This is a genomic window from Kribbella endophytica, assembly GCF_054781295.1.
Genome location: NZ_BAAGUR010000003.1, coordinates 951,132 through 972,623 on the forward strand (window position 1 = coordinate 951,132; position 21,492 = coordinate 972,623).

Consider the following 21,492-nt stretch of genomic DNA (forward strand, 5'->3'; position numbering starts at 1 on the left):
CCCCCGACCCTGTGGTCGGGGGCTTCTCGCATTCCTGCTGGGCAGATGAGCCGCAGCCCACTGCCGGCCCGCGGCGCTCGGCGGTGCGCTAGGCGACGGCCGCTGGGAACAGCAGATGTACGCCGATCTCCGCGTTCTACGACATCCGGCGCTGGACCACGGAGTACAAGAATCACCCGGGTGCTGCGGAACTCGACGCCGGTCCCCGCCGATCAACGCCATACTCGGCTGGTGGCCGATGACGAGCTGAACGTCGTACTGCCGACGCCCGACGACCTTCCGGCACTGCTGCTGAAGCTGGCGGTACCGCACGAGGACATCGATCCGCTGATCGCGCACCTGCCGGACAGGGATTCCCCGTCGTGGCGCGAGGTGGAGCGCTGCACCCGGTTGCTGGTGCGGGAACTCGGCAAGATCGCCGGTCCTCCCGTCGCGCCCGTGCTGCCGGCTGGGTCGGACATCCCGCCCGCGTACTTCCCCGTCTACGTCTTCCTGGCGGCGTACCCGCACATCACGGCGTTCCACCGCGACCGCGGAATCTCCGACGAGATCTCCTGGCGCACGTTGACCGACCTGGGCCGAGCCCTCGCCAACCATCGCTACTGGCACGGTGGAGGTGGTCTCGACGCCGAGTTGACGACCTGGCTGACGCTGCACTTCCGCGGGGAGATCTATCAGCTGGGCCGGCTGCAGTTCCAGCGGGTACGACTGGGGCAGCGCACCGGTCGCGCGGTCTCCGCCGCGGGGCTTCCTTTCGGACCAGGTGATCCGGCGCTGTCGGTCCATGTCCCCGCGTACTGCGGACCTCTCGGCGCCGAGGCCTGCTCGCGCTCTTTCACCGCCGCGCGGGTCTTCTTCGACCGTCATTTTCCCGGGAGAACCTACGGTGTCGCGGTCTGCAGGTCCTGGCTGCTGGACGAGCAACTCGGCGACTACCTCCCGGCCGACGCGAACATCCTGCAGTTCCAGCGGCGATTCCACGCCGTCTACCAGCCGGAGCCCGACGACGAGACGACCCTGCGCTTCGTCTTCGGCGGTCCTCGCTCCGATCGCGGCGCCCTTCCCCGTCGTACCGCCCTCGAACGAGCCGTCGTCGACCACCTGGACGCCGGCCGCCACTGGCACGGCGGCATGGGCTGGACGTTCGTCTGAGCAGTTCCCCGGCCCCAGGTGCTGACGCAGGCGGCGGCCGTGCGGGGGTGAGTTCGCCGGCCGGGTGGGTCAGGCCGCTCGGCGGCGGCCGTGGGGGTCTGGTGGGGGCTGGCCGGTGAGGCGGGCGTTTTCGGCCATGCGGTCCAGGCGTTCTCGGCGGCCTGGGGGGAAGGTGAAGAAGGTGATGATGATGGCGAAGAGGGCGGCGCCGATGAGGATCCAGCGGAGGTTGTGGGACTTCTTGGTGGTGCCGCCGGAGTCGGCTGCGTCGGCTGCGGGGGTTGGGGTTGCTTTGGGGGTGGTGGGGGTGGCGGCCGGTTTGCGGGACGGGACGGCTACGTCGTACACGGCGGAGGTCTTGCTGCCGATCAGGATCGAGTTGCCGGAGTCGCTGAGGCCGACCGACTCGCCTTGGGCGGTGGGGGTGGCGGCTCGGGCGATGACATTGGGTTCGTCGGACCACTCGACCGTCGCGACGTCGGTCATGCTGCGCAGGACGGCCTGGCTGCCGTCGGGGACGAAGACGCCGTCGGTGACGCCGGCGGGGGCGTCGGCGATCTTGCTCAGTTCGTTGGTGCCTTCGCGGGAGGCCTGCTCGGGGGCGGCGTAGATGCCGGCCTTGCCGGAGCTGACCTTGGTGACGAAGAACAGGCGGCGGGACTCGGGGTCGATCAGCAGCGTCTCGGCGTCGTGCGCGCCGTCGGGGTACTCGAAGTCGTAGCGGTGGAACCTCACGCTCTCGCTGTCCTCGAGGTTGCTCGGCTCGGGGATCGTGAAGACCTCGATCATGTCGCGGTTCTTCTTGTTGTCGCCGATGTCGGCGATGTAGATCGTGCCGTCGTGATCGACCGCGATCGCCTCGACGTCCTTGACCTGCGTCTTCAGTCCGAGCACGGCCCGGACCTTGCCCTCCTTGTCGACGCCGATCACCTCCGGCGTCTCGCCGGAGTCGTTCACCGTCCACCAGATGCCGTCGTAGTTCTGGCTCCTGGCCAGGCCAGAGGACTGGTCCACCCGGTCGTCCTTGATCGTGAACCGCTTCTTCGGCGCCGGCGGCGGATCTGCCTCGACCGAGGAACCGACCGCGGGCGCGATCAACCCGGCGGGGGCACCCGCGGAACCGGCCGCGCGGAGTCCGTCAGGTGCGAGACCGGTGCTCGCGAGGGCGGCAGCCGCGGAGGTCGCCGGAGTCGCAGCGTCGGCGGAGATGGCCGTGCCGGTCAGGCTGAGCAGGCTCGCCGCCGTCACGGTCAGGACTGTGCGCAGCAAGCTCACGACACCGCCTCGCGGTCGAGATCCTGGACCAGCGTCGCCAGGCGTGGCGTGACCTGCCACGCGCCGACGAGCTCCTCGTACTCCGCCCGGACCTCAGGCCCCGCGGTCGCTCCGGTCCGGGCGGCGCGCAGCAGCAGGTTCCGCGGCGTGTGCTCACTGTCCACGAACTGCACCACCTCCACCCGGTAGCCGACCTGTCGCAGCACCGCCGCACGCAACGAGTCCGTCAGCATGTCGGCGAGCCGCTCCCGAACGATGCCATACCTCGTCATCAAGGCGTAAGGCGCCGGTGGTACGACGCTCTTCAGCTGCTTTTGGATGTCGTGGTGGCAGCAAGGTGCCGCAAGGATCAGCGGCGCCTCCCAACCGACCGCCCGGGCGAGCGCGTCGTCGGTCGCGGTGTCGCAGGCGTGCAGAGCCAGTACGACGTCCGGCCGGACCTCCAGCGTCGCGTCCGCGATGGTCGCGTCGACGAACTGCAGGTGGTCCTGCCAGCCGAGCGCCGCCACCCGCTTGGTGTTGCGGGCGCGGGCCGCCGGGTTGTGGTCGATGCCGGTCATCCGGACGTCGTGGCCGGCTGCCGTCAGCAGGTGGTACGCCGCGAGCGTCAGGTACGCGTTGCCGCAGCCCAGGTCGACCACCTGCATCGGCCGGCCGGTCGCGATCCGGCCCGCCGCGATCGCCTCGTCGAGGGCCGGCGCGAGCAGCTTGCAGAACTCCTCGATCTGCTTGTACTTCGACTGCCGCGACGGCTTGACCTTGCCGTGGTGGTCGCTGATCCCGAGCTCGACCAGGAACGGCGCGGCCGGGTCCAGCACCCGCTGCTTGGTCCGGTCGTGGTCGGTCCACTGCTCGCGGCTCTCCTGCTCGCGGTGCAGCAGCAGCTTGCCCTTCTTCGTGTACCGCAGGCGCAGCGTCTCGCCGGTCGTCTCCACGTGCCAGTTCCCGTACGGCGTGCGCAGCAGCTCGTCGACCACCGCTCCCGCCTCCGCGCTGTCGGCCGGCGCGTTCCGCGTGTGCGACTGCCGCTCGTCGAACTCGGTGACCTGCAGGTGACGGCCGCCCTTGAGGTCGACGTACCGCAGCTCGACCCGGTGGTACGTCGGCGCTTCCGCACCCCGCCGCCGCCCGGATCCGATCGCGCGCACGAGGGTCTCCCGGCCGAGCAGGGCACCCCGGATCGCCCCCAGTGGCCCGGACTCGTCGTCCGTGACCTCCGGGTCCATGTCCGGGGTCGAGACCGGCTCCAGCTCGGTACGCATCGGGCCATTGTCGCCGACCGCTTCCTCGAGTCACAAAAGGGTCTCGTTCGGAGTGGGAGACGCAGGACGGGGACGAGTGTCCGGACGGGCACGAGAAGGGACTCACCGGCGCCCGCCTCAGGTGATCTTCTCGTCCTCGCCGAGGAGGCCGAGGGCTCTCAGGCGGGTGGCGATGCCGCCGGGCTGGCGGCCGAGGGCGACGACGAGCTCGTCCAGGGTGGCCTTCTCGTGCCACAGCTTGGTGAGCAGCTCCTCCTGGTCCTCGGTCCAGACGCGGAAGGCGTTCGGGTGGGCCTTGCGGGCCTCCTCGATCTTGCGGGTCATCGAGCGGGCGCTGATCACCTCCAGGGAACGGATCCGGAGCTGGCGGTGGCGACCGACCTCCTCGCCCTCGCGCCAGAAGACGACCACGCCGTCGTCGAAGGTCATCAGGTCGGCGGGGACGTCGCAGTAGTCGGCGTCCTCGAGCATCACTCGCAGCATGGTTCCTACCTCCAGGTGTGGTTGACGGTGCTTGCTCTCGTGAACAAGGTGCCGCGATCCCACGAGCTCCCGAGGACGACTTCGCAAGCTGTGGACAACCCACCGGCCAGAAACTGCAAAGAGATTTTGCAAAACCTCTTTGCAAACGCGTTCTGCAGTTCTACAGTCGGACCCATGAGTGAGGACAAGGACGAGATGGTCCAGCTGGACGGCAAGGTCCTGCGGGCCCTGGCCCACCCGATGCGCAACCGCATCGTCGGGCTGCTGCGGATCCACGGCCCGCAGACCGCCACCACGCTGGCCGGGCGGCTCGGGGTCAACACCGGCGCCACCAGCTACCACCTGCGCCAGCTGGACGAGGCCGGGCTGGTGGAGGAGGACGCGAGCCGCGGCAACGCCCGGGACCGGTGGTGGAAGGCATCGCACCAGGGGACGGACTTCGACGCCGCCTCGCTGCTGCAGACCGAGCCGGAGCTGACGATGGGCTTCCTGCACGGCGTCGGCCAGACCTACGCCGAGAACATGTTCCGCGCGATCAACGGCTGGCAGACGCTGGAGCCCGATTGGCGCGAGGCGACGATGCTGTCCGACTGGGCCTTCCACCTCACAGCGGAGCAGGCCAAGGCGCTGAACGAAGACCTCATCGCCGTGTTCGACAAGTACCGGACCGACCTGACCCAGCCGGCGCCCGAGGGCACCGAGAAGGTCACCGTCCAGATCCAGACCTTCCCCTGGGAGCACGAATGAGCACCCAGCAAGCCGGTACGCCGTACCGGGCGCCGCTGATCGCGTTCCTGATCGCCAACGTGGTGTCGATCTGCGGCACCCGCGTGAGCACGATCGCGATCCCCTGGTTCGTGCTGATGAGCACGGGGTCGCCGGTGAAGACCGGCGTGGTCGCGCTGGCGGAGATGCTGCCGCTGGTGCTCAGCAAGGCGCTCGGCGGTCCACTGATCGACCGGATCGGGCCGAAGCGGGTCAGCGTCACCACCGACACCGCCAGCCTGGTCGTCGTTGCGCTCATCCCGTTGCTGCATCACCTGCAGGCGTTGAGCTTTCCGGTCCTGCTGGTCCTGGTCGCTGTTGCGGGTGCACTGCGAGGCCCCGGGGATGCTGCCAAGGGCACGCTGATCCCGGACATCGCGGCTGCGGCCAAGACTCCGTTGGAGCGGGTGACCGGGCTGGAGAGTACGACGGAACGCCTCGCCGGGTTCATAGCGTTCGCGCTGGCCGGGGCGCTGATCGCGCTGGTGGGTGAGGCTAACGCGCTGATCATCGACGCGCTCTCGTTCGGGCTGTGTGCGCTGCTGATCCAGCGCTGGATCCCTGGGCGGCACCAAGCGGAAAAAGCCACAAGCGCGGACGAAACAGCCGAAGAGCAGCACAATGAGGGCAGCTACTTGGAGGACAGCAGCCGGACCGAGCGCGACTCCGTCGAGGGCAGCTACCTGGTGCGGCTGCGGGAGGGCTGGCGGTTCCTCAGGGGTGACAAGTTGCTGCTGTCGCTGATCATCATGATCGCTGTCACCAACCTCCTCGACGCGGCCTTCTCCGTGGTGCTCCTGCCCGTCTGGATCCGGGACCACGGCTACGGCCCCGAGCACTTCAGCCTCGTACTGGCCGTCTTCAGCCTGTCTGCCACTCTCTTCGCTCTGGTCGCCTCGGCGATCGGCGAGCGAGTCCCCCGCAAGCTGGTCTTCACCGCAGCGTTCCTGATCTGCGGCGCCCCCCGCTTCCTCGTCATGGCCTTCGACAGCCCGCTCTGGAGCCTGATGGTGGTCTGCGCCGTCGCCGGAGTCGGTGCGGGCTTCATCAACCCAGTACTCGGCGCTCTGTTCATCGAGCGGATCCCCCGCCCGCTCCTGGGCCGCGTCAACTCACTCGGCGACGCCCTGGCCTGGACCGGCGTACCGCTGGGCGGTGTAGTCGCCGGTGCCGCCATCGCCGGCATCGGCATGGCTCCCGCCCTGCTAGCCGCCGGTGCCGTCTACTTCATCGCCACCACATCACCACTCGTCTTCGGTCGCGGCGAGAACTGGGGCGGCCGGCAACCTAAGCAGATGAGTCCGGATCCTCAGGAAACAAAGGACCGTCAGGCGGCAACTGCGTCATCGCAGTCGTAGCCACACCGGGCTCGGCCTCGCGCCGCAGCCGGTCGCGCTCAGCACCGAGCAGACCGAGCAGCACGAGGTCGAGCAGCATCCCACCGACCGCGGCGAACTGCGTACCGGCGAACTGGAACACCTGAGTCACCAGCAGCGACACCAGTACGGCGAGCTCGAACAGCCGCACCGCCCGCGCCCGGTCGCGAGCCCGCAGCCGCAGCGCCCCTCGTACGGTGAAGGTGGCCGACAGCACGCTCCCAGCGGCCACCCCCAGTACGGGGAAGTCCGTCAGCAACTGCCCCCTGTCGAAGCGGATCCCAGCAGCGATCGCCGGAGCTCCCAACGCCTGCACCACCAGTACGCCGACAGCAACGGTCGGCGCGAGCGGATGCGTGGCCAGCCGGTCGAAGCCCCGCCGTACCGCCCGCCAGGCCGCATCAACAGGCGCAGCCAGCTCCACCTCGTCCGGCTCGACCGCAGCGAGCAGTGCGCGAGTCTCGCGACGCCCGAGAACGTCCGGCCCGACCTGGCGCAGCTGCTCCGACGCCTGAGCCAGCCGGCGCCGCGACAGCCCGCCGGCGACTCCCTCGACGGCGAGGTCGACCACGTTGGCCAACTGCTCGCGCGGGTCGATCGGCCGCCGGGTGGTGACGAACCGGCTGCCCAGCACGATCAGCACGAACACGACGTACACGATCGCGGCGGTGGGTTGGTAGAAGTAGTTGTTGTCCGACGTGACGAACTTGCCGACCTCGTCGATGAACAGGCCGAAGCCGATCCCGCCCACCAGAGCAGCGGCCGGCCGCACCACCGGACCGACGTACGCGAGCAGCAGGACGATGCTGACCAGCATCAGCAGGCCGCCGGGCAGCACGTGCGCGATGTGCAGGCCCTTGCCGCCGATCTGCGGGTAGCCACTGAGCTGCAGGATCAGCCGGGTGATCAGCACGGTCGCCACGCCGGACACCACGAACGTGGTCAGGTGCTCGCCGCTGCGGACGTTGCGGACCAGCCCCGCCCTCATCAAGTACGGCGACCGCGGTGTGCTCGTCATTGGCGGGACGTTACCGCGTGGGCGCTCCGCCCAGGGCAGGCCACGGACCTGCCGGACCAGCTGCGTCAGCGCGTGAGCGAGGCGACCACCACGATGGCGACAAGGGCCAGCAGTACGACAGAGGTGACGAGCCGTCGGGTCCGGGGGTCCACCGGCTCAGGCTAGTAGATGACCTCCGGGCGGCGTGACCAGCGGGTCGGGCCGGTGGACACCGCGGGGCTTGTAGCCGAGGGGCTCCGCGGTGCCGAGGTAGTCGGCGAGCAGCCAGATGATGGCCAGCCACATCTCGGTGCCCTGGAGCCCCGGGATCGCCCGGTCGTCGGTGCCGTCCGGCGCGAAGGCGAAACCCTCGCCGTCGACCCAGCGGTCCAGGATGCCGTCGAGGTACTCCCGGGCCCAGCGCTCGCCTTCGGCGCGTCCGTACGACGTCTGCTTGCCGGCCAGCCAGAGGGGGTGGATGACATCGAGCACGTTGCAGGAGTTGTAGCCGTCGACGGAGAAGGTCGCGCGGTCCTGGGCGTGGGTGAGCACGGTCTTGATCGCCTGCTCCGGGTACGGCAGCGGCAGGCCGAACTGGGCGTAGGTGCCGCGGGTCAGCCGGTAGAACCCGTTGACGACCTGCAGCCAGCCGTCGTCGGGGTGATGGTTGCCCCAGGCGCCGGTCGCCGGGTCGGCCCGGGTGGTCAGCCAGCCGAACGTGGTGAAGAACGTGTCGCCGGGGTTTTCGTTGTGGTCGTGGATGTTCCGGGCCATCGCGGTGCCCAGGGCATCGAGTCCGCTGCCGGAGCTCCAGGCCTGCCGTGCCCAGGGCAACGCGTCGAGCTTGGCCGGCAGGTCGGTGGGCAGGACGATCGGGTGCTCGAAGCTGCTGCCGAGGAGCTGCAGGGCGTAGCCGGCGCAGAGGATGTGGTAGCTGGCCGCGCCCTGGAGGACGTTGAGGCCGGTGAAGTCGGGCTTGTCGTCGCCGGCCAGGTCACCCGGTGCCATCAGACCCGTCGCCGGGTCCTGGCGGGAGCGGAGGCGGCGGATCAGGTCGTCGGTCGTGTGGCCTTCCGGCGTACGGCGGACGAGCAGGTCGGAGAGCTCGATGGCGTCGCACCACGGGCGGATCGCGGGCTCGGCGTCGACGCCGGGGCGGTCGATGAAGCGCTCGCCGTCGTACGAGCGGGCCAGGACGTCGCCGACCTGGTCACGCGCGCGGGCGGCGAAGGCGGCCAGGCGCTCGGGGAGGTCACCGACCGACTTGGAACTGGAGACCACCTTGGAGCTGTTGGAAGAGCGACGGTCGCGGAGGACGCGGGCCGGGTTGCCGGCGGCGATCGACCAGGCCGGGACGTCCTTGGTGACCACGGCGCCGGCGCCGATGATGCTGTGCGGGCCGATCGTGACGCCGTCCAGGACGATCGCGTTCGAGCCGATCCAGACGTCGTCACCGACGGTGATCCCGCGCGCGGTGTGCGGCTGGCGGAAGATCGGCTGGTCGGTCCGGTCGCTGCCGTGGTTGAAGGCCAGCAACGACGTGTGCGCGCCGATCCGGACCCCGTCGCCGATGGTGATCTTGCCGCGGACCACGGCGTACGGGTTGACCGTCGAGTCCGATCCGAGGCTGATCTCGCCGGTCACGTAGCTGTTCGCGGCCAGGTACGAACGCTCGCCCATGCGGAGTTCGTCACAGAAGACGGCCGCCGTCGACGCGATGTACACGTCGTCGGCGAGCTCGACCTTGCCGGCCAGGTCACGCTGCCGTTCGGCCTGCTCGGCACGCTCCTCGGCGGTGGCTCGGCGGGCGTACTCCCAGGGCAGGAAATCCAGGCGATCGACCATGGGATAACGCTATCCGCAACTCGTGACGCGCGCCTCACGACGGCCAGTCGCTGAGACGCGCTGCTACTCTCCGGAACATGTGGGGCGGGAGACACAGATGATCGACACCGGGTCCTCGGACGGCGAGCAGACCGCCGGCGACACCCCGGCCGGCGCTGCCGTACGCCCCGGCCGGCGGGTCACGATCAGCGACCTCGCCCGTCGCCTGGACATCTCGAAGGCCTCGGTCTCCTACGCACTGAACGGCCGGTCCGGCGTCAGCGAGGAGACCCGGCGGCGCGTGCTCGAGCTGGCCGAGGAGCTCGGTTTCCACCCGAACTCGGCCGCCGTCGCCCTGTCCGCGAGCCGGACCCGGACGATCGGCATCGTGATCGCCCGCGACCCCGCGCTGATCTCCACCGAAGCGTTCTACATGCGCACGCTGGTCGGCATCGAGCAGTACCTGAACGAGGTCGACTCGTCGCTGCTGCTGCGGCTGACCGGCGAGCACGGCGAGGACCTGGACGTCCTGCGACGCTGGAGCCGGCAGGGTCGGGTCGACGGGTTCATCCTGTTCGACGAGCACCACGAGGACCCGCGCATCGCGCTGCTGAAGGAGCTGGGCGTACCCAGCGTCGTGGTGAGCTCCAACGCACCGGACGACGGTGTCGGCCGGCTCATCAGCTCGCCGGAGGAGACCGTGGTGCTGCTGCTCGACCACCTGGTCGAGCTCGGTCACCGCGACATCGCCCACGTCAGCGGGCCGTTCCACTTCGTGCACGAGAAGCTCCGGGTGCAGTTGCTCCAGGAGCACGCCGTACGACGAGGTATCCGCGTCCGGCACTACGAGGGCAGCTACCGGTACGAGGACGGCGCCGAGATCACCCGCCAGGTGCTCACCGACAGCGACCGGCCGACCGCGCTGGTGCTCGGCAACGACCTGATGGCCGTGGCCGCGCTGCGGGTGGCCACCGAGCTCGGCACCGTCGTACCGGACGAGCTGTCGATCGTCGCGTGGGATGACTCACCTCTGTGCGAGCTCGCCCGGCCGGGGATCACCGCGGTCGACCAGCAGACGATGCAACGTGGTCGGGCTGCGGCCGACCTGCTGTTCCGGATCGCGGCCGGCGACCCGCGGCTGCATGTGGAGGCCCCCGGCGGGGTACTTCGGCCTCGGGAGTCCAGCGCTCGCGCGCCGTACTAGACCGAAACCGCAACACCACCGCAACCGCACCTTGCGCACTCGTGCGCGAAGCTGCCGATAACCCGCACCGGGTTCCGTTCTGGTCACGGAGCAGTAACGAACACGACCCGACTGAACCGGTTAGGGTTTACCAACTTAACCGGTTAGGCCACTATGGCCGGACCAGCCTCTGCTTCCCTGCCGGAGGCTCGATGGACGAGGGAGTCCGACGTGAAACTGCGTTCGCTTGTAGCCGCAGTAGCGGTGTCCGCCTTGGGAATCAGCCTGGCCGCGTGTGGTGGCAGCGACTCCGGTGATTCCTCCGGCGGTGGTGGCGGCGACGCCACGCTGACCTACTGGGCCAGCAACCAGGGCACCAGCCTGGACAACGACAAGCAGGTCCTGACCCCGGTACTGGAGAAGTTCACCCAGGAGACCGGCGTGAAGGTCAACCTGGAGGTGATCGGCTGGAACGACCTGCAGACCCGGATCCAGACCGCGATCACCTCCGGCCAGGCGCCGGACGTGGTGAACATCGGCAACACCTGGGCCGCGTCGCTGCAGGCGACCGACGCGTTCCTGCCGTTCGACGGTGACGCGATGACGGCGATCGGCGGGAAGGACAAGTTCGTGCCGACGGCTCTGGCGACCGGCGGCAAGGAAGGCACCGACCCGACCTCGGTCCCGCTCTACGGTCTGGCCTACGGCCTGTACTACAACAAGGCGATGTTCGCCGCGGCCGGCGTCCAGCCGCCGAAGACCTGGGAGGAAATGGTCACCGCGGCGCAGAAGCTGACCATCCCCGCCAAGAAGCAGTGGGGCATGGCGCTCGCGGCCGGCAGCTACACCGAGAACGTGCACTTCGCGTTCATCAACGGCGCGCAGAACAAGGCCGACTGGTTCGACAAGGACGGCAAGCCGACCTTCACCAGTGACGGCAACGTGCAGGGCGTCCTGCGGTACCTCGACCTGATGCAGAAGGACAAGGTCGCCAACCCGTCGAACGCCCAGTACGACAACGGCACCAAGTCGGTCAACGACTTCGCGACCAAGAAGGTCGCGATGGTGATCAACCAGAACAATGCCGACTCCTCGATCGTCGCCAACGGCATGAAGGCCGGCGAGTACGGCGTCGTACCGTTCCCCGCCCCGAGCGGTGGCGAGCAGGTCGCCAGCCACGTGGCCGGCATCAACCTGTCGATCTTCAAGAACACCAAGAACAAGGACGCCGCGCTGAAGTTCGTCAAGTACATGACGGACGCGCAGACCCAGACCACGCTGGGCAAGCCGTTCTCGTCGCTGCCGGTGCTGAAGGACGCGAAGCCGGTCTTCACCACCGACGCGGCCGAGGCGGCGACGTTCCAGGACGTCTACAACACCAAGTCCAAGCCGCTGCCGCTGGTGCCGGCCGAGGACCAGTTCGAGTCCACCGTGGGCAAGGCGATGAACAGCATGTTCGCCAAGATCGCCACCGGTGGGACCGTGTCCGCCGACGACGTCAAGGCGGCTCTGCAGACCGCCCAGGACCAGGTCGCCGCGGGCAGCTGACCGTGTGACCAGTGGCCCGGGCGACCTCGTCCGGGCCACTGACCGCGCACGTCCCATCAGCACTCAGAAAGACAGGAGGCGACCTCCAGGATGTCCGTCGCCACACAGGAAGCGACGCCGGCCGCCGCGAAGCCTGCGAAGAAGAAGTCCAAGCGCGGCCTCGAGCACCGGCCCGGTCTGAACCGGTGGCTTCCGTATCTGCTGCTGGCACCCGCGGTGCTGGCAGAACTGCTCATCCACATCATCCCGATGATCGTCGGGATCTGGATGAGCTTCGTGAAACTGACCAAGTTCTTCATCTCGAACTGGTCCGCGGCCCCCAGCGCCGGGCTCAACAACTACAAGGTCGCACTCGACTTCGACAACGCCGTCGGTGAGGGCCTGCTGAAGTCGTTCGGCGTCACGGTGGTCTTCTCGCTCGCCACCGTCGCCCTGTCCTGGGTGCTCGGGATGGCCGCGGCGGTCGCGCTGCAGCCGCCGTTCCGCGGCCGGGGCCTGCTCCGCACGATGTTCCTGGTGCCGTACGCACTGCCGGCGTACGCCGGGATCCTGACCTGGAACTTCATGCTGCAGCGCGACACCGGCGCGGTGAACCACGTGCTCGAGCAGCTGCACCTCAGCGACGGTACGACGTTCTGGCTGATCGGCGGCAACGCGCTGGTCTCCCTGATCGTGGTGGCGACCTGGAAGCTGTGGACGTTCGCCTTCCTCACGCTGATGGCCGGGCTGCAGTCCATCCCCGGCGATCTGTACGAGGCCGCCTCGGTGGACGGCGCCGGCAACATCCGGCAGTGGCGCAACATCACGCTGCCGTCGCTGCGGCCGGTCAACCTGGTGCTCGTGCTGGTGCTGTTCCTGTGGACGTTCAGCGACTTCAACACGCCGTACGTGCTGTTCGGTACGGCGCAACCGCCGGCCGGTGACCTGATCACGTTCCACATCTACAACGCGTCGTTCCTGACCTGGAACTTCGGCACCGGCGCCGCGATGTCCGTGCTGCTGCTGATCTTCCTGATGATCGTCACCGGCATCTACCTGTTCGTCACCGGAAGGAGGTCGCGTCGTGCGTGAGACCCAGGGATTCAAGGTCTACCGCGGGGTCGTACTGGTCGTGCTCGGCCTGTTCGTGCTGGTCCCGCTGTACGTCATGGTCACGTCGTCGCTCAAGCCGCTGAGGGACGTGCAGGGCGCGTTCACCTGGTGGCCGTCGAACCTGACCATCGACCCGTTCATCGACATGTGGAAGACCGTGCCGCTGGCCCGGTACTTCGTGAACAGCACGATCGTCTCGGTCGCCGCGACGGCGTTCTCTGTGGTGCTGGCGATCCTGGCCGCGTTCGCGGTGTCGCGGTTCAAGTTCCGCGGGCGGACGGTGTTCACCACCACGGTGCTGTCCACCCAGATGTTCCCCGGCGTGCTGTTCCTGCTGCCGTTGTTCTTGATCTTCGTGAACATCAACAACGGGCTCGGAGTGCAGTTGGTCGGGACGCGGCTCGGGCTGATCATCACCTACCTGACGTTCAGCCTGCCGTTCTCGATCTGGATGCTGGCCGGGTACTTCGACAGCATCCCGCGCGAGCTGGACGAGGCCGCGATGGTCGACGGGTGCGGTCCGATGGGCGCGCTCTGGCGCGTCGTACTGCCTGCCGCCCGGCCGGGTGTGATCGCGGTCGCGATCTACTCGTTCATGACGGCCTGGGGAGAAGTGCTGTTCGCATCGGTGATGACGACCGAGGCCAACCGGACGTTGTCGGTGGGCCTGCGGCAGTACTCGACCCAGACCAACATCTACTGGAACCAGATCATGGCAGCCGCCCTGGTCGTCAGCATCCCCGTGGTCATCGGCTTCCTCCTGGCCCAACGCCACTTCGTCGCCGGCGTCACCGCTGGGGCCGTGAAGTAGTCCCTCGTACGACGTTGCGCCCGGTCCCCTTCCTGGGGACCGGGCGCTTCGGTGTTCCGGCGCGTCGAGTTTGTGCCGATCGTTTGGTATTGGTTGCCGCAGGCATCGGCGTACGGTGGACAGCGGGGCAACCACTGGAGGGTACGACGTGAGCGTGCTGGACGGGATTCTGGACGGGGTCCGCGAGGATCTGGCCGGGCGGCAGCGGGAGACCTCGTTGGCGGAGTTGAAGGCGCGGGTCGCGGATCTGCCACCGGCGCTGGATCCGCTGCCGGGGTTTCGGGCGGACGGGGTGTCGATCATCGCCGAGGTCAAGCGGCGGAGTCCGAGCAAGGGCGACCTGGCTGGGATTCCTGATCCGGCCGGGCTGGCGGCGCAGTACGCCGATGGTGGTGCGGCGGCGATCAGCGTGCTGACTGAGCAGCGGCGGTTCGGCGGGTCGTTGGCCGACCTGACGGCGGTGCGCGAGCGTGTCGCCGTACCGGTGCTGCGTAAGGACTTCATCGTCGAGGAGTACCAGCTGTGGGAGGCCCGGGCGTTCGGTGCCGACCTTGCGCTGCTGATGGTTGTCTCGCTCGACGACGCTCTGCTCACCGACCTGATCGGGGTGTGCGGTGAGCTCGGACTGACGCCGCTGGTGGAGTCGCACACCGCCGACGAGTTGGAGCGGGCCGTTGGGACCGGTGCTCAGGTGCTGGGGGTCAACGCGCGGGATCTGACCACGCTGCAGGTGGATCGGGCCGTGTTCCGGAAGCTCGCCGGGCAGATCCCGGCGGATCGGGTGAAGGTGGCCGAGTCCGGGGTCGCCGGGCCGGAGGACGTCGCGGAGTACCGGGCGTGGGGTGCGGACGTCGTACTGGTCGGCGAGGCGCTGGTGAAGTCCGGCGACCCCGCCGACGCCGTACGGAAGTTCCGGGCTAGCTGAAGAGCTTTTCGCCCCAGTACGAACCAGCTGGTACGCCGCCTGGGCAGGCGAAGATGCCGGAGCCGACGTGGCGGATGTACTCGTTCATCACGTCGGAGCGGGCGAGCTGGTTCTGGATCGGGATGAACTGCTTGCGCGGGTCGCGCTGGTAGGCGAGGAAGAACAGCCCCGCGTCGAGGCGGCCGAGTCCGTCGGAGCCGTCGACGAAGTTGTAGCCGCGGCGGAGCAGCTCGGCACCGTTGTTGAACTGGGGATGGGCCAGGCGGATGTGCGCGTCGGTCGCGACCTTCGGTTCGCCGTCGGCGTTCTTGGCGGTGAAGTCGATCGCGTCGAACTCGTCGGACTTGCCCAGGGGTGCGCCGGTGCCCTTGCCGCGGCCGACGATGGTCTCCTGCTCGCTGAGCGAGGTGCGGTCCCAGGTCTCGATCGTCATCCGGATCCGGCGCGAGACCAGGTAGGAGCCGCCGACCATCCAGTCGGGGCCGTCCTCGGGCTGGACCCAGAGCTGTTCCTCGAGCTTGGCGGTGTCCTCGAGCTTCAGGTTGTTCGTGCCGTCCTTGAAACCGAACAGGTTGCGCGGCGTCGTCTGCGCGCGCGACGTCGACGACGTACGGCCGAAGCCGAGCTGGGAATAGCGCACGGCCGTGGTGCCGAAACCGATCCGGGCGAGGTTGCGGATCGCGTGCACGGCGACCTGCGGGTCGTCGGAGCAAGCCTGTACGGCGATGTCGCCGCCGCTGCGGGCGGGGTCGAGGTTGTCGCCGATGAAGTGCGGCAGGTCGACCAGCGCCTTCGGCCTGCGCGCTTTGAGACCGAAGCGGTCGTTGCCCTTGGCATCTTGGAAGAAGCTGGGGCCGAAGCCGATCGTCAGGGTGAGCCGGGCCGGGGGCAGGCCGACGGCTTCGCCGGTGTCCTCGGGCGGGGCTTCGGCGGGGCCGTTCACCGCGCCGTACTGGCCGATGTCGCGACCGGCGGTCATCAGCGCCGCGGCGGCGGTCCACTCCTTGAGGAGAGCGATGACGGCGTCGCGCTTGTCGGTGGTGACGTCGAAGGTCGCGAAGTGCAGGCGATCCTGGGCCGGGGTGATGATCCCGGCTTGGTGCGCGCCGTGGAACTCGACCGGCCCGGTGGTGTCGGCAGCCTGGGACTCTTCGCTGCTGAGGACGGAATGGGCGGCGTACCCGGCAACACCGGTGGCAACGGCGGCTCCCGCCGCACCGAACAGGCCGCGGCGGGAGATGCCCTTCTTCTGATCAGTCATTACTTCTTCGCGATCACTCCGGCGACCTTGCTGACCGGTTCGGCCAGCGCGTCGACCACGATGCCGAGCTGCTTCCGCTCGTCGGCGGTGGGCTGGTACGGCTTGAAGCCGTCGCCGACGCGGTACTTGTCGACGGCCGCGAAGACGGCCTTGAAGTTGGTGTCGAGCGTGGTGACCAGGGCGGCGTCGCGCTGCTGCAGCGCCGGGCGCAGGGCCTGGATCGCGGCCTGCGAGCCCTCGACGTTGGCCTGGAAGTCCCAGAGGTCGGTGTGGGAGTAGCGGTCCTCTTCACCGGTGATCTTGCCGGTGGCGACCTCGTCCAGCAGTTCCTTGGCGCCGTTGGCCAGCTGGAGCGGGTTCAGCTGGACGGTCTTGGCCTTGCTGACCACGGTCTTGACGTCCACGAGCAGCTGGTCGGCGTACTTGGCCATGCCCGCGGTGGTGTTCTTCTCCCACAGCGCCTGCTCGATGCGGTGGTAGCCGGTCCACTCCGTGCCCGGCTCGACGTCGTTCACGCGGGCGTCGATCTTCGGGTCCAGGTCGCCGAACGACTCCGCGACCGGCTCGATCCGCTCCCAGTAGGTGCGCGAGATCGGGAACAGCTCCTTGGCCTTGGCCACGTCGCCGGCCTTGACCGCGTTGACGAAGTCGGTGGTCTTCTCCTCCAGCGCGATCGCCTGGGAGTTCACGTAGCGCTGGTAGGAGACGGTGGCGTCCTTCAGCGCGGTGTCGGTGTCGACCTGCGCGGCCGCGTCGCCGGTGACCGTGAGGTCGCCGCGGATGCCGTCGCCGATCATGCCCGGCTTGCAGACCGCCTGGTACTTGCCGGTCGGCAGCTCCACGATCAGGTCGCGCTTGAGGCCCGGGCCGATGTTCTCGACCTCGCCCATCACGCGGTCGCCCTCGGCGTACACGTAGAACTCGGTGACCTTGTTGCCACCGTTCGAGACCGAGAACGTGCTGGTCCCGGACTTCACGTCCCGGCGGCTCAGGTCGCAGCCCTCGTCGGAAGCCTTCACCGCGACCGGACCGGTGTCGTCACCGGGCGCGGCCGCCGGAGTGTCCTCGGCACAGCCGGCGAGAGCGGCCAGCAGCAGTACGGCGCCGGCAGCGAGCCCTCGGCGGGTGGTGATCGGGTTCATGGCGTTCCTTGTCGACGGACGGGTCGTTCGGGCTGTGGTTCAGGCTTGGGCGGGGACCGCGGGCGGTGCCGGCGTGTGCTTGACCGGGCGGAGGTAGAGCACCAGCACCGGGACCAGGTAGAGCAGCCAGGCGGCCAGCTCGATCACGGTCGGGGACGGGTTGAAGTTGAAGATCCCCTTCAGCACCACGCCGTACCAGCTGTCCGGCGCAATGATGTGGGAGATGTCGAAGGCCAGCGTCTGCAGGCCGGGCAAGAGGTTGGCCTCCTGCAGGTCGTGGAAGCCGTAGGCGAAGATGCCGGCCGCCACCAGGATCAGCAGGGCGCCGGTCCAGTTGAAGAAGACGCCGAGGTTGATCTTGACCGCGCCGCGGTAGATGGCGAAGCCGAGGGCGACGGCGGTGGCCAGACCGAGCAGGACGCCGACGAACGGCGTCGCGGTGGTCGCCGTCGCCGCCGAGGCGTAGACGATGAAGGCGGTCTCGATGCCCTCGCGGAACACGGCGAGGAAGGCGAGCAGTACGACGGCGTACGGGCCGACCTCGAGGGCGGCGCCCATCCGGTCGCGCAGCTCCCTGGCGATGCTGCGGGAGGCCTTGCGCATCCAGAAGATCATCCAGGTGACGAAGCCGACCGCGACGATCGACATCACGCCGCCGATCGTCTCCTGGGTGGTGAAGGACTTGGCGGTCAGCGAGGTGATGAACTGCAGCAGGGCCCAGCCGGCGACCGCGACGGCGACCGCCGCGGCCACGCCGGCCCAGACCAGTTTCAGCCGGTCCTTGTGCCCTGACTTGACCAGGAAGGTGGCCAGAATGCTGACCACCAGGGATGCTTCCAGTCCCTCACGGAGTCCGATGAGGTAGTTGGCGAGCATGGCGGTACTCCTGGAGCTTAGGGTTGTCTAACCTTCGGAAGGTTAGCCTAAGAATTCCCATTCGCCCACTGTGTCGTACGCCGCACCGTGGCTCGGCCCCTCGCCCAGGCGCGACGAGATCAGCTGCAGGCTGTCCGCCCGCCAGGTCGGCCCCTGGTACTCGTCGAGCACCCGGACGTACCGCACCACATCCATCGGCTGACGCATCCTGGCCAGCGTCAGGTGCGGCGTGAACTTGCGCCCGTCGACGGTCACACCGGCCTTGTTGGCCGCCGAGCGCGTCGTCATCGCGAGGTGCTTGAGCGCCTCGCTCTCGTCCTGCACTCCCGTCCACAGCACCCGAGCATCCGGTACGCCGGGAAACGCGCCCGCCCGCCCCAGACTCAGGTCGAACGGCTTCTGCTTGGCGGCGGCCCGTTCCAGCCCGTCGCCCAACTCATCGGTCTTCCACTCCGGCACCTCACCCAGGAACGCGAGGGTGATGTGCCAGGTCTCGTCACTGGCCCACCGAACGTCCTCGTCCGGATGGGCCCTGCGCGGTTCCACGTACTCACTCAGATGCTCGACAACCTCCACCGGCGGCACAACAGCCACGAACAATCGCATGATCCAAGGATAGAGACTGCACACTGAGGTATGGATGAGCGGAAGCTGCCTTCTCCGTGCGTGGTGGTGCTGGTGGGGCCGGGGGCGGCGGGGAAGTCCTCGTGGGCGGCGGGGCGGTTCGCGGCGGAGCTTGTGGTGTCGAGTGATCGGCTGCGGGCGTTGGTGGGTGCCGGGGAGGACGACCTGGCAGCCAGTGCTGACGCGTTCGACCTGCTGGAGCAGGTGGTGCGGCAGCGGGTGGGGCGGCGGCTGACGACCGTGATCGACACCTTGGGGATGGATCGGGAGCGGCGGCTCGGGTGGTTGGCGTTGGCTCGGGAGCACGGGGTGCCGTGTGTGGCGGTGGCGTTCGATACGCCGGCGGCCGAGTGCCGACGGCGGAACCGGGAGCGGGCGAAGCGGATCCCGGCGGACGTGCTCACGGCGCAGTTGAAGACGTGGGGTGCGGTGAAGAAGGAGTTGCCGACCGACGGGTTCGACGAGGTGTTGCAGGCGGCGACCGACGTACGGGTCGTGCCGGAGACGTTCGTGCAGGCCGAGGCTGCCGTACGGCGGCAGGTCGAGGCGCCGCGGGGGTTGCGGTTCGGGCTGCAGGTGAGCAGCTACACGCACAAGGGCGGGCGGAAGACGACGGGTGAGTGGATCCGGCAGGTCGGCGTACGGGCTGAGGCCGCGGGGTTCGACGGGGTGTACGTGATGGATCACTTCCGGCAGATCCCGCAGGTGGGACGGGCCTGGGAGGACTTTCTGGAGAGTTGGACGACGGTCGCTTACCTGGCCGCGTGCACCGAGCGGGTTCGGTTGGGGACGTTGGTCAGTGGCATTACCTACCGGAACGTCGCGCATCTGGGGAAGATCGTTGCCACGTTGGATGTGCTGAGTGGTGGACGCGCGGTGTGCGGGGTCGGGCTGGGATGGTTCGAGGCCGAGCACAAGGCGTACGGGTGGGAGTTTCCGGCGGTCGGTGAGCGGTACGCGTTGCTCGAGGACGCGCTGCAGCTGCTGCCGACGATGTGGGGAGCGGGCAACAAACCCTTCAGGGGCAAGGTTCTCGACGTACCGGACACCACGTGCTACCCACGGCCTTTGCAGGAACGCGTGCCCTTGCTGGTGGGTGGAAGTGGGCCAAGGACCCTGCGGCTGGCGGCGCGGTACGCCGATGCGGCCAACGTGTTCGGCGGTGCTGATCAGGTGCGGGAGAAGGCGGAGTACCTGAAGAGCCGGCCGCGGCAGATCGAGCTCACCCACCTGTCGACGACGCTGATCGGCCGGGACCAGCGAGAGGTCGATGCCTTGGTCAACCAGTTGCGGCCACGCAACCAGGACCCGGCCAAGTACGCCGCGGCGGTGAACGCAGGCACGGTTGCCGACCAGGTCAGCCGCTTCCGCGAGCTCGCGGAAGCGGGTGCGGCCGAGGTGATGTTCAGCCTGCCCGACCTGGACGACGACCTCAGCCCGCTGGACACCGCGGGTGAGGTGATTGCTGCTTTCCGCTAGCTCTTCTCGAGCGGAAGGTTGAGCAGCGCGTTCTCGATCAGCTCGGGCAGCGCCGGGTGGATCCAGTACTGGCCTCGGGCCATCGTGTGAGCGTCGAGGCCGAAGCTCATCGCCTGGATGATCGGCTGGAGGATCGCGCTGGCCTGCGGGCCGATGATGTGGGCGCCGAGCAGCAGGCCTGTGGCGGGGTCGGCCAGGAGCTTGGCGAAGCCGGTGGTGTTCTCCATCGCCCAGCCGTAGGCGATGCCGGCGTAGTCGGCGCGGCCCACGACGTACTCGATCCCCTGCTCCTGCGCTTCTTCCTCGGTCAGGCCGACCGAAGCGATCTGCGGCGAGCCGAAAACGGCGGACGGGACGTACCGGTGGTCCGACTCGATCTGCTCGTCCGGGTGCAGCAGGTTGTGCTGTACGACGCGGGATTCGTGGTTCGCGACGTGCTTGAGCTGGTACTTCGACGAGAGGTCACCCAGCGCGTAGATGCCGTCGACGACCGTCCGCTGCTGGGCGTCGACGACGACACGCTCGTCCTCGTCCACCGTCACGCCGGTCGCGGCCGGGTCGAGCAGGTCGGAGTTCGGGCGGCGGCCGATCGCGACCAGGACTTCGTCGACGATGATCTCGTCGCGGCCGGCCGGGCTCAGGGTCTCCAGCCCGATCGAACCGTCCTCAAGCCGGCGGGCGCTGACCGTGTCGTGGTTCAGCCGTACGTCGTACGCCGCAGAAGCGAGCTCGGTGTACCGGGTCGCGATCTCGGTGTCCTCGTGGCGCAGCAGCAGGCCGGAGCGCGCGATCAGCGTGACCTCGACGCCGAGCGACGAGAACACGTGCGCGAACTCGGCGGCGACGAACCCGCTGCCGATGATCCCGAGCCGGGCCGGCAGCTCGCCGAGCCGCATGATCGTGTCGGACGTGTGGTAGCCGACCTCGGCCAGGCCGGGCACGTACGGGATGTTCGGGCGGCTGCCGGAGGCGAGCACGACGCGGTCGGCGGTGATCACCCGGACGGAGCCGTCCGCGGCGGTGACGGACAGCTCCTTCGTGCCGGTGAAGCGGCCGGTGCCGTGGTAGACGGTCACGTTGGCGTTGTCCGCGTGGTGCTCGCGGTACTCCTCGCCGCCGGCCGCGATCGGGTCGATCCGGCCGAAGATCCGGTCGCGGATCTCGGGCCAGCGGACGCCGGTCAGGTCCTCGTCGACCCCGAAGCGCGAGCTGTACGACGGGGTCTTGGCCAGGTCGGCGGTGTGCACGAACATCTTGGTCGGGATGCAGCCGACGTTCAGACAGGTCCCGCCGAAGGTGCCGCGCTCGACGATCGCCGTCTTCCAGTCCGCGAACCGCCCGTCGAGGATCGAGTTGCCCGAACCGGTACCGATGATCACCAAGTCGTAATGAGTCACCCCCTCATTCTGACGGAGTG

At 68.6% G+C, this 21,492-nt stretch carries 19 protein-coding genes; 9 read left to right on the plus strand and 10 right to left on the minus strand.

The window, feature by feature from the left end:
- The first annotated feature begins 231 nt into the window (after positions 1-231).
- The gene (locus tag ACYVIO_RS30905; protein ID WP_460654445.1) at positions 232-1,152 is read left to right on the plus strand and encodes an acyltransferase domain-containing protein; all 921 of its coding nucleotides are present in this window, start codon (positions 232-234) and stop codon (positions 1,150-1,152) included.
- Positions 1,153-1,221: 69 nt separating this feature from the next.
- Here the strand turns inward: ACYVIO_RS30905 and ACYVIO_RS30910 are convergent, their stop codons facing one another.
- From ACYVIO_RS30910 to ACYVIO_RS30920, 3 genes are all read right to left on the minus strand, one after another.
- Positions 1,222-2,427, minus strand: coding sequence for a hypothetical protein (locus ACYVIO_RS30910; RefSeq protein WP_460654446.1), 1,206 nt, complete (start codon positions 2,425-2,427; stop codon positions 1,222-1,224).
- Positions 2,424-3,689, minus strand: coding sequence for a class I SAM-dependent methyltransferase (locus tag ACYVIO_RS30915; RefSeq protein ID WP_460654447.1), 1,266 nt, complete (start codon positions 3,687-3,689; stop codon positions 2,424-2,426). Before ACYVIO_RS30915 ends, ACYVIO_RS30910 begins: the two co-directional genes overlap by 4 nt.
- A gap of 117 nt (positions 3,690-3,806) precedes the next feature.
- Positions 3,807-4,172: a hypothetical protein gene (locus tag ACYVIO_RS30920; protein WP_460654448.1), complete on the minus strand. Its 366-nt coding sequence runs from the start codon at positions 4,170-4,172 to the stop codon at positions 3,807-3,809.
- A 174-nt stretch (positions 4,173-4,346) separates the two neighbouring features.
- Between ACYVIO_RS30920 and ACYVIO_RS30925 the strand changes: the two genes are divergently transcribed.
- Together ACYVIO_RS30925 and ACYVIO_RS30930 are read left to right on the plus strand one after the other, a co-directional pair.
- Entirely contained in the window at positions 4,347-4,919 is a 573-nt protein-coding gene (locus tag ACYVIO_RS30925) for an ArsR/SmtB family transcription factor (RefSeq protein ID WP_460654449.1), read from the plus strand.
- Positions 4,916-6,295 carry an MFS transporter gene (locus tag ACYVIO_RS30930; protein ID WP_460654450.1) on the plus strand — a complete coding sequence of 460 codons (1,380 nt, stop codon included), beginning with the start codon at positions 4,916-4,918 and terminating at the stop codon, positions 6,293-6,295. Before ACYVIO_RS30925 ends, ACYVIO_RS30930 begins: the two co-directional genes overlap by 4 nt.
- Here ACYVIO_RS30930 and ACYVIO_RS30935 read toward each other — a convergent pair.
- Positions 6,225-7,331: a hypothetical protein gene (locus ACYVIO_RS30935; protein WP_460654451.1), complete on the minus strand. Its 1,107-nt coding sequence runs from the start codon at positions 7,329-7,331 to the stop codon at positions 6,225-6,227. The genes ACYVIO_RS30930 and ACYVIO_RS30935 overlap by 71 nt on opposite strands.
- A gap of 156 nt (positions 7,332-7,487) precedes the next feature.
- Positions 7,488-9,155, minus strand: coding sequence for an acyltransferase (locus tag ACYVIO_RS30940; protein ID WP_460654452.1), 1,668 nt, complete (start codon positions 9,153-9,155; stop codon positions 7,488-7,490).
- 97 nt (positions 9,156-9,252) lie between these two features.
- Here ACYVIO_RS30940 and ACYVIO_RS30945 point away from each other — a divergent pair, with 97 nt between their 5' ends.
- From ACYVIO_RS30945 to trpC, 5 genes are all read left to right on the plus strand, one after another.
- Positions 9,253-10,338 carry a LacI family DNA-binding transcriptional regulator gene (locus ACYVIO_RS30945; protein ID WP_460654453.1) on the plus strand — a complete coding sequence of 362 codons (1,086 nt, stop codon included), beginning with the start codon at positions 9,253-9,255 and terminating at the stop codon, positions 10,336-10,338.
- Positions 10,339-10,548: 210 nt separating this feature from the next.
- Complete coding sequence (locus ACYVIO_RS30950) at positions 10,549-11,865, plus strand: ABC transporter substrate-binding protein (protein WP_460654454.1); 1,317 nt, start codon at positions 10,549-10,551, stop codon at positions 11,863-11,865.
- A 90-nt stretch (positions 11,866-11,955) separates the two neighbouring features.
- Positions 11,956-12,936 (plus strand): carbohydrate ABC transporter permease, encoded by a 981-nt coding sequence (locus ACYVIO_RS30955; RefSeq protein ID WP_460654455.1) that lies wholly within the window; start codon positions 11,956-11,958, stop codon positions 12,934-12,936.
- Positions 12,929-13,768 carry a carbohydrate ABC transporter permease gene (locus ACYVIO_RS30960; protein WP_460654456.1) on the plus strand — a complete coding sequence of 280 codons (840 nt, stop codon included), beginning with the start codon at positions 12,929-12,931 and terminating at the stop codon, positions 13,766-13,768. The genes ACYVIO_RS30955 and ACYVIO_RS30960 overlap by 8 nt, the downstream gene beginning before the upstream one ends.
- Before the next feature lie 148 nt (positions 13,769-13,916).
- Positions 13,917-14,693: an indole-3-glycerol phosphate synthase TrpC gene (trpC, locus tag ACYVIO_RS30965; RefSeq protein ID WP_460654457.1), complete on the plus strand. Its 777-nt coding sequence runs from the start codon at positions 13,917-13,919 to the stop codon at positions 14,691-14,693.
- Here trpC and efeB read toward each other — a convergent pair.
- The 4 genes from efeB to thpR are packed head-to-tail and all read right to left on the minus strand — an operon-like array spanning position 14,686 to position 18,578.
- Positions 14,686-15,954 carry an iron uptake transporter deferrochelatase/peroxidase subunit gene (efeB, locus tag ACYVIO_RS30970; protein WP_460654458.1) on the minus strand — a complete coding sequence of 423 codons (1,269 nt, stop codon included), beginning with the start codon at positions 15,952-15,954 and terminating at the stop codon, positions 14,686-14,688. The two genes, trpC and efeB, sit on opposite strands and share 8 nt — an antisense overlap.
- Positions 15,954-17,096, minus strand: coding sequence for an iron uptake system protein EfeO (efeO, locus tag ACYVIO_RS30975; protein ID WP_460654459.1), 1,143 nt, complete (start codon positions 17,094-17,096; stop codon positions 15,954-15,956). The genes efeB and efeO overlap by 1 nt, the downstream gene beginning before the upstream one ends.
- Before the next feature lie 39 nt (positions 17,097-17,135).
- Positions 17,136-17,972: an iron uptake transporter permease EfeU gene (gene efeU, locus ACYVIO_RS30980; protein WP_460654460.1), complete on the minus strand. Its 837-nt coding sequence runs from the start codon at positions 17,970-17,972 to the stop codon at positions 17,136-17,138.
- Positions 17,973-18,014: 42 nt separating this feature from the next.
- The gene (gene thpR, locus ACYVIO_RS30985) at positions 18,015-18,578 is read right to left on the minus strand and encodes an RNA 2',3'-cyclic phosphodiesterase (RefSeq protein ID WP_460654461.1); all 564 of its coding nucleotides are present in this window, start codon (positions 18,576-18,578) and stop codon (positions 18,015-18,017) included.
- Positions 18,579-18,608: 30 nt separating this feature from the next.
- On the opposite strand from thpR, the gene ACYVIO_RS30990 reads away from it, so the two are divergent.
- Positions 18,609-20,075: an LLM class flavin-dependent oxidoreductase gene (locus ACYVIO_RS30990; protein ID WP_460654462.1), complete on the plus strand. Its 1,467-nt coding sequence runs from the start codon at positions 18,609-18,611 to the stop codon at positions 20,073-20,075.
- Here the strand turns inward: ACYVIO_RS30990 and ACYVIO_RS30995 are convergent.
- A complete protein-coding gene (locus ACYVIO_RS30995; RefSeq protein ID WP_460654463.1) occupies positions 20,072-21,472 on the minus strand; it encodes a mycothione reductase in 1,401 nt (466 codons plus the stop codon). The genes ACYVIO_RS30990 and ACYVIO_RS30995 overlap by 4 nt on opposite strands.
- Positions 21,473-21,492 lie beyond the last annotated feature (20 nt).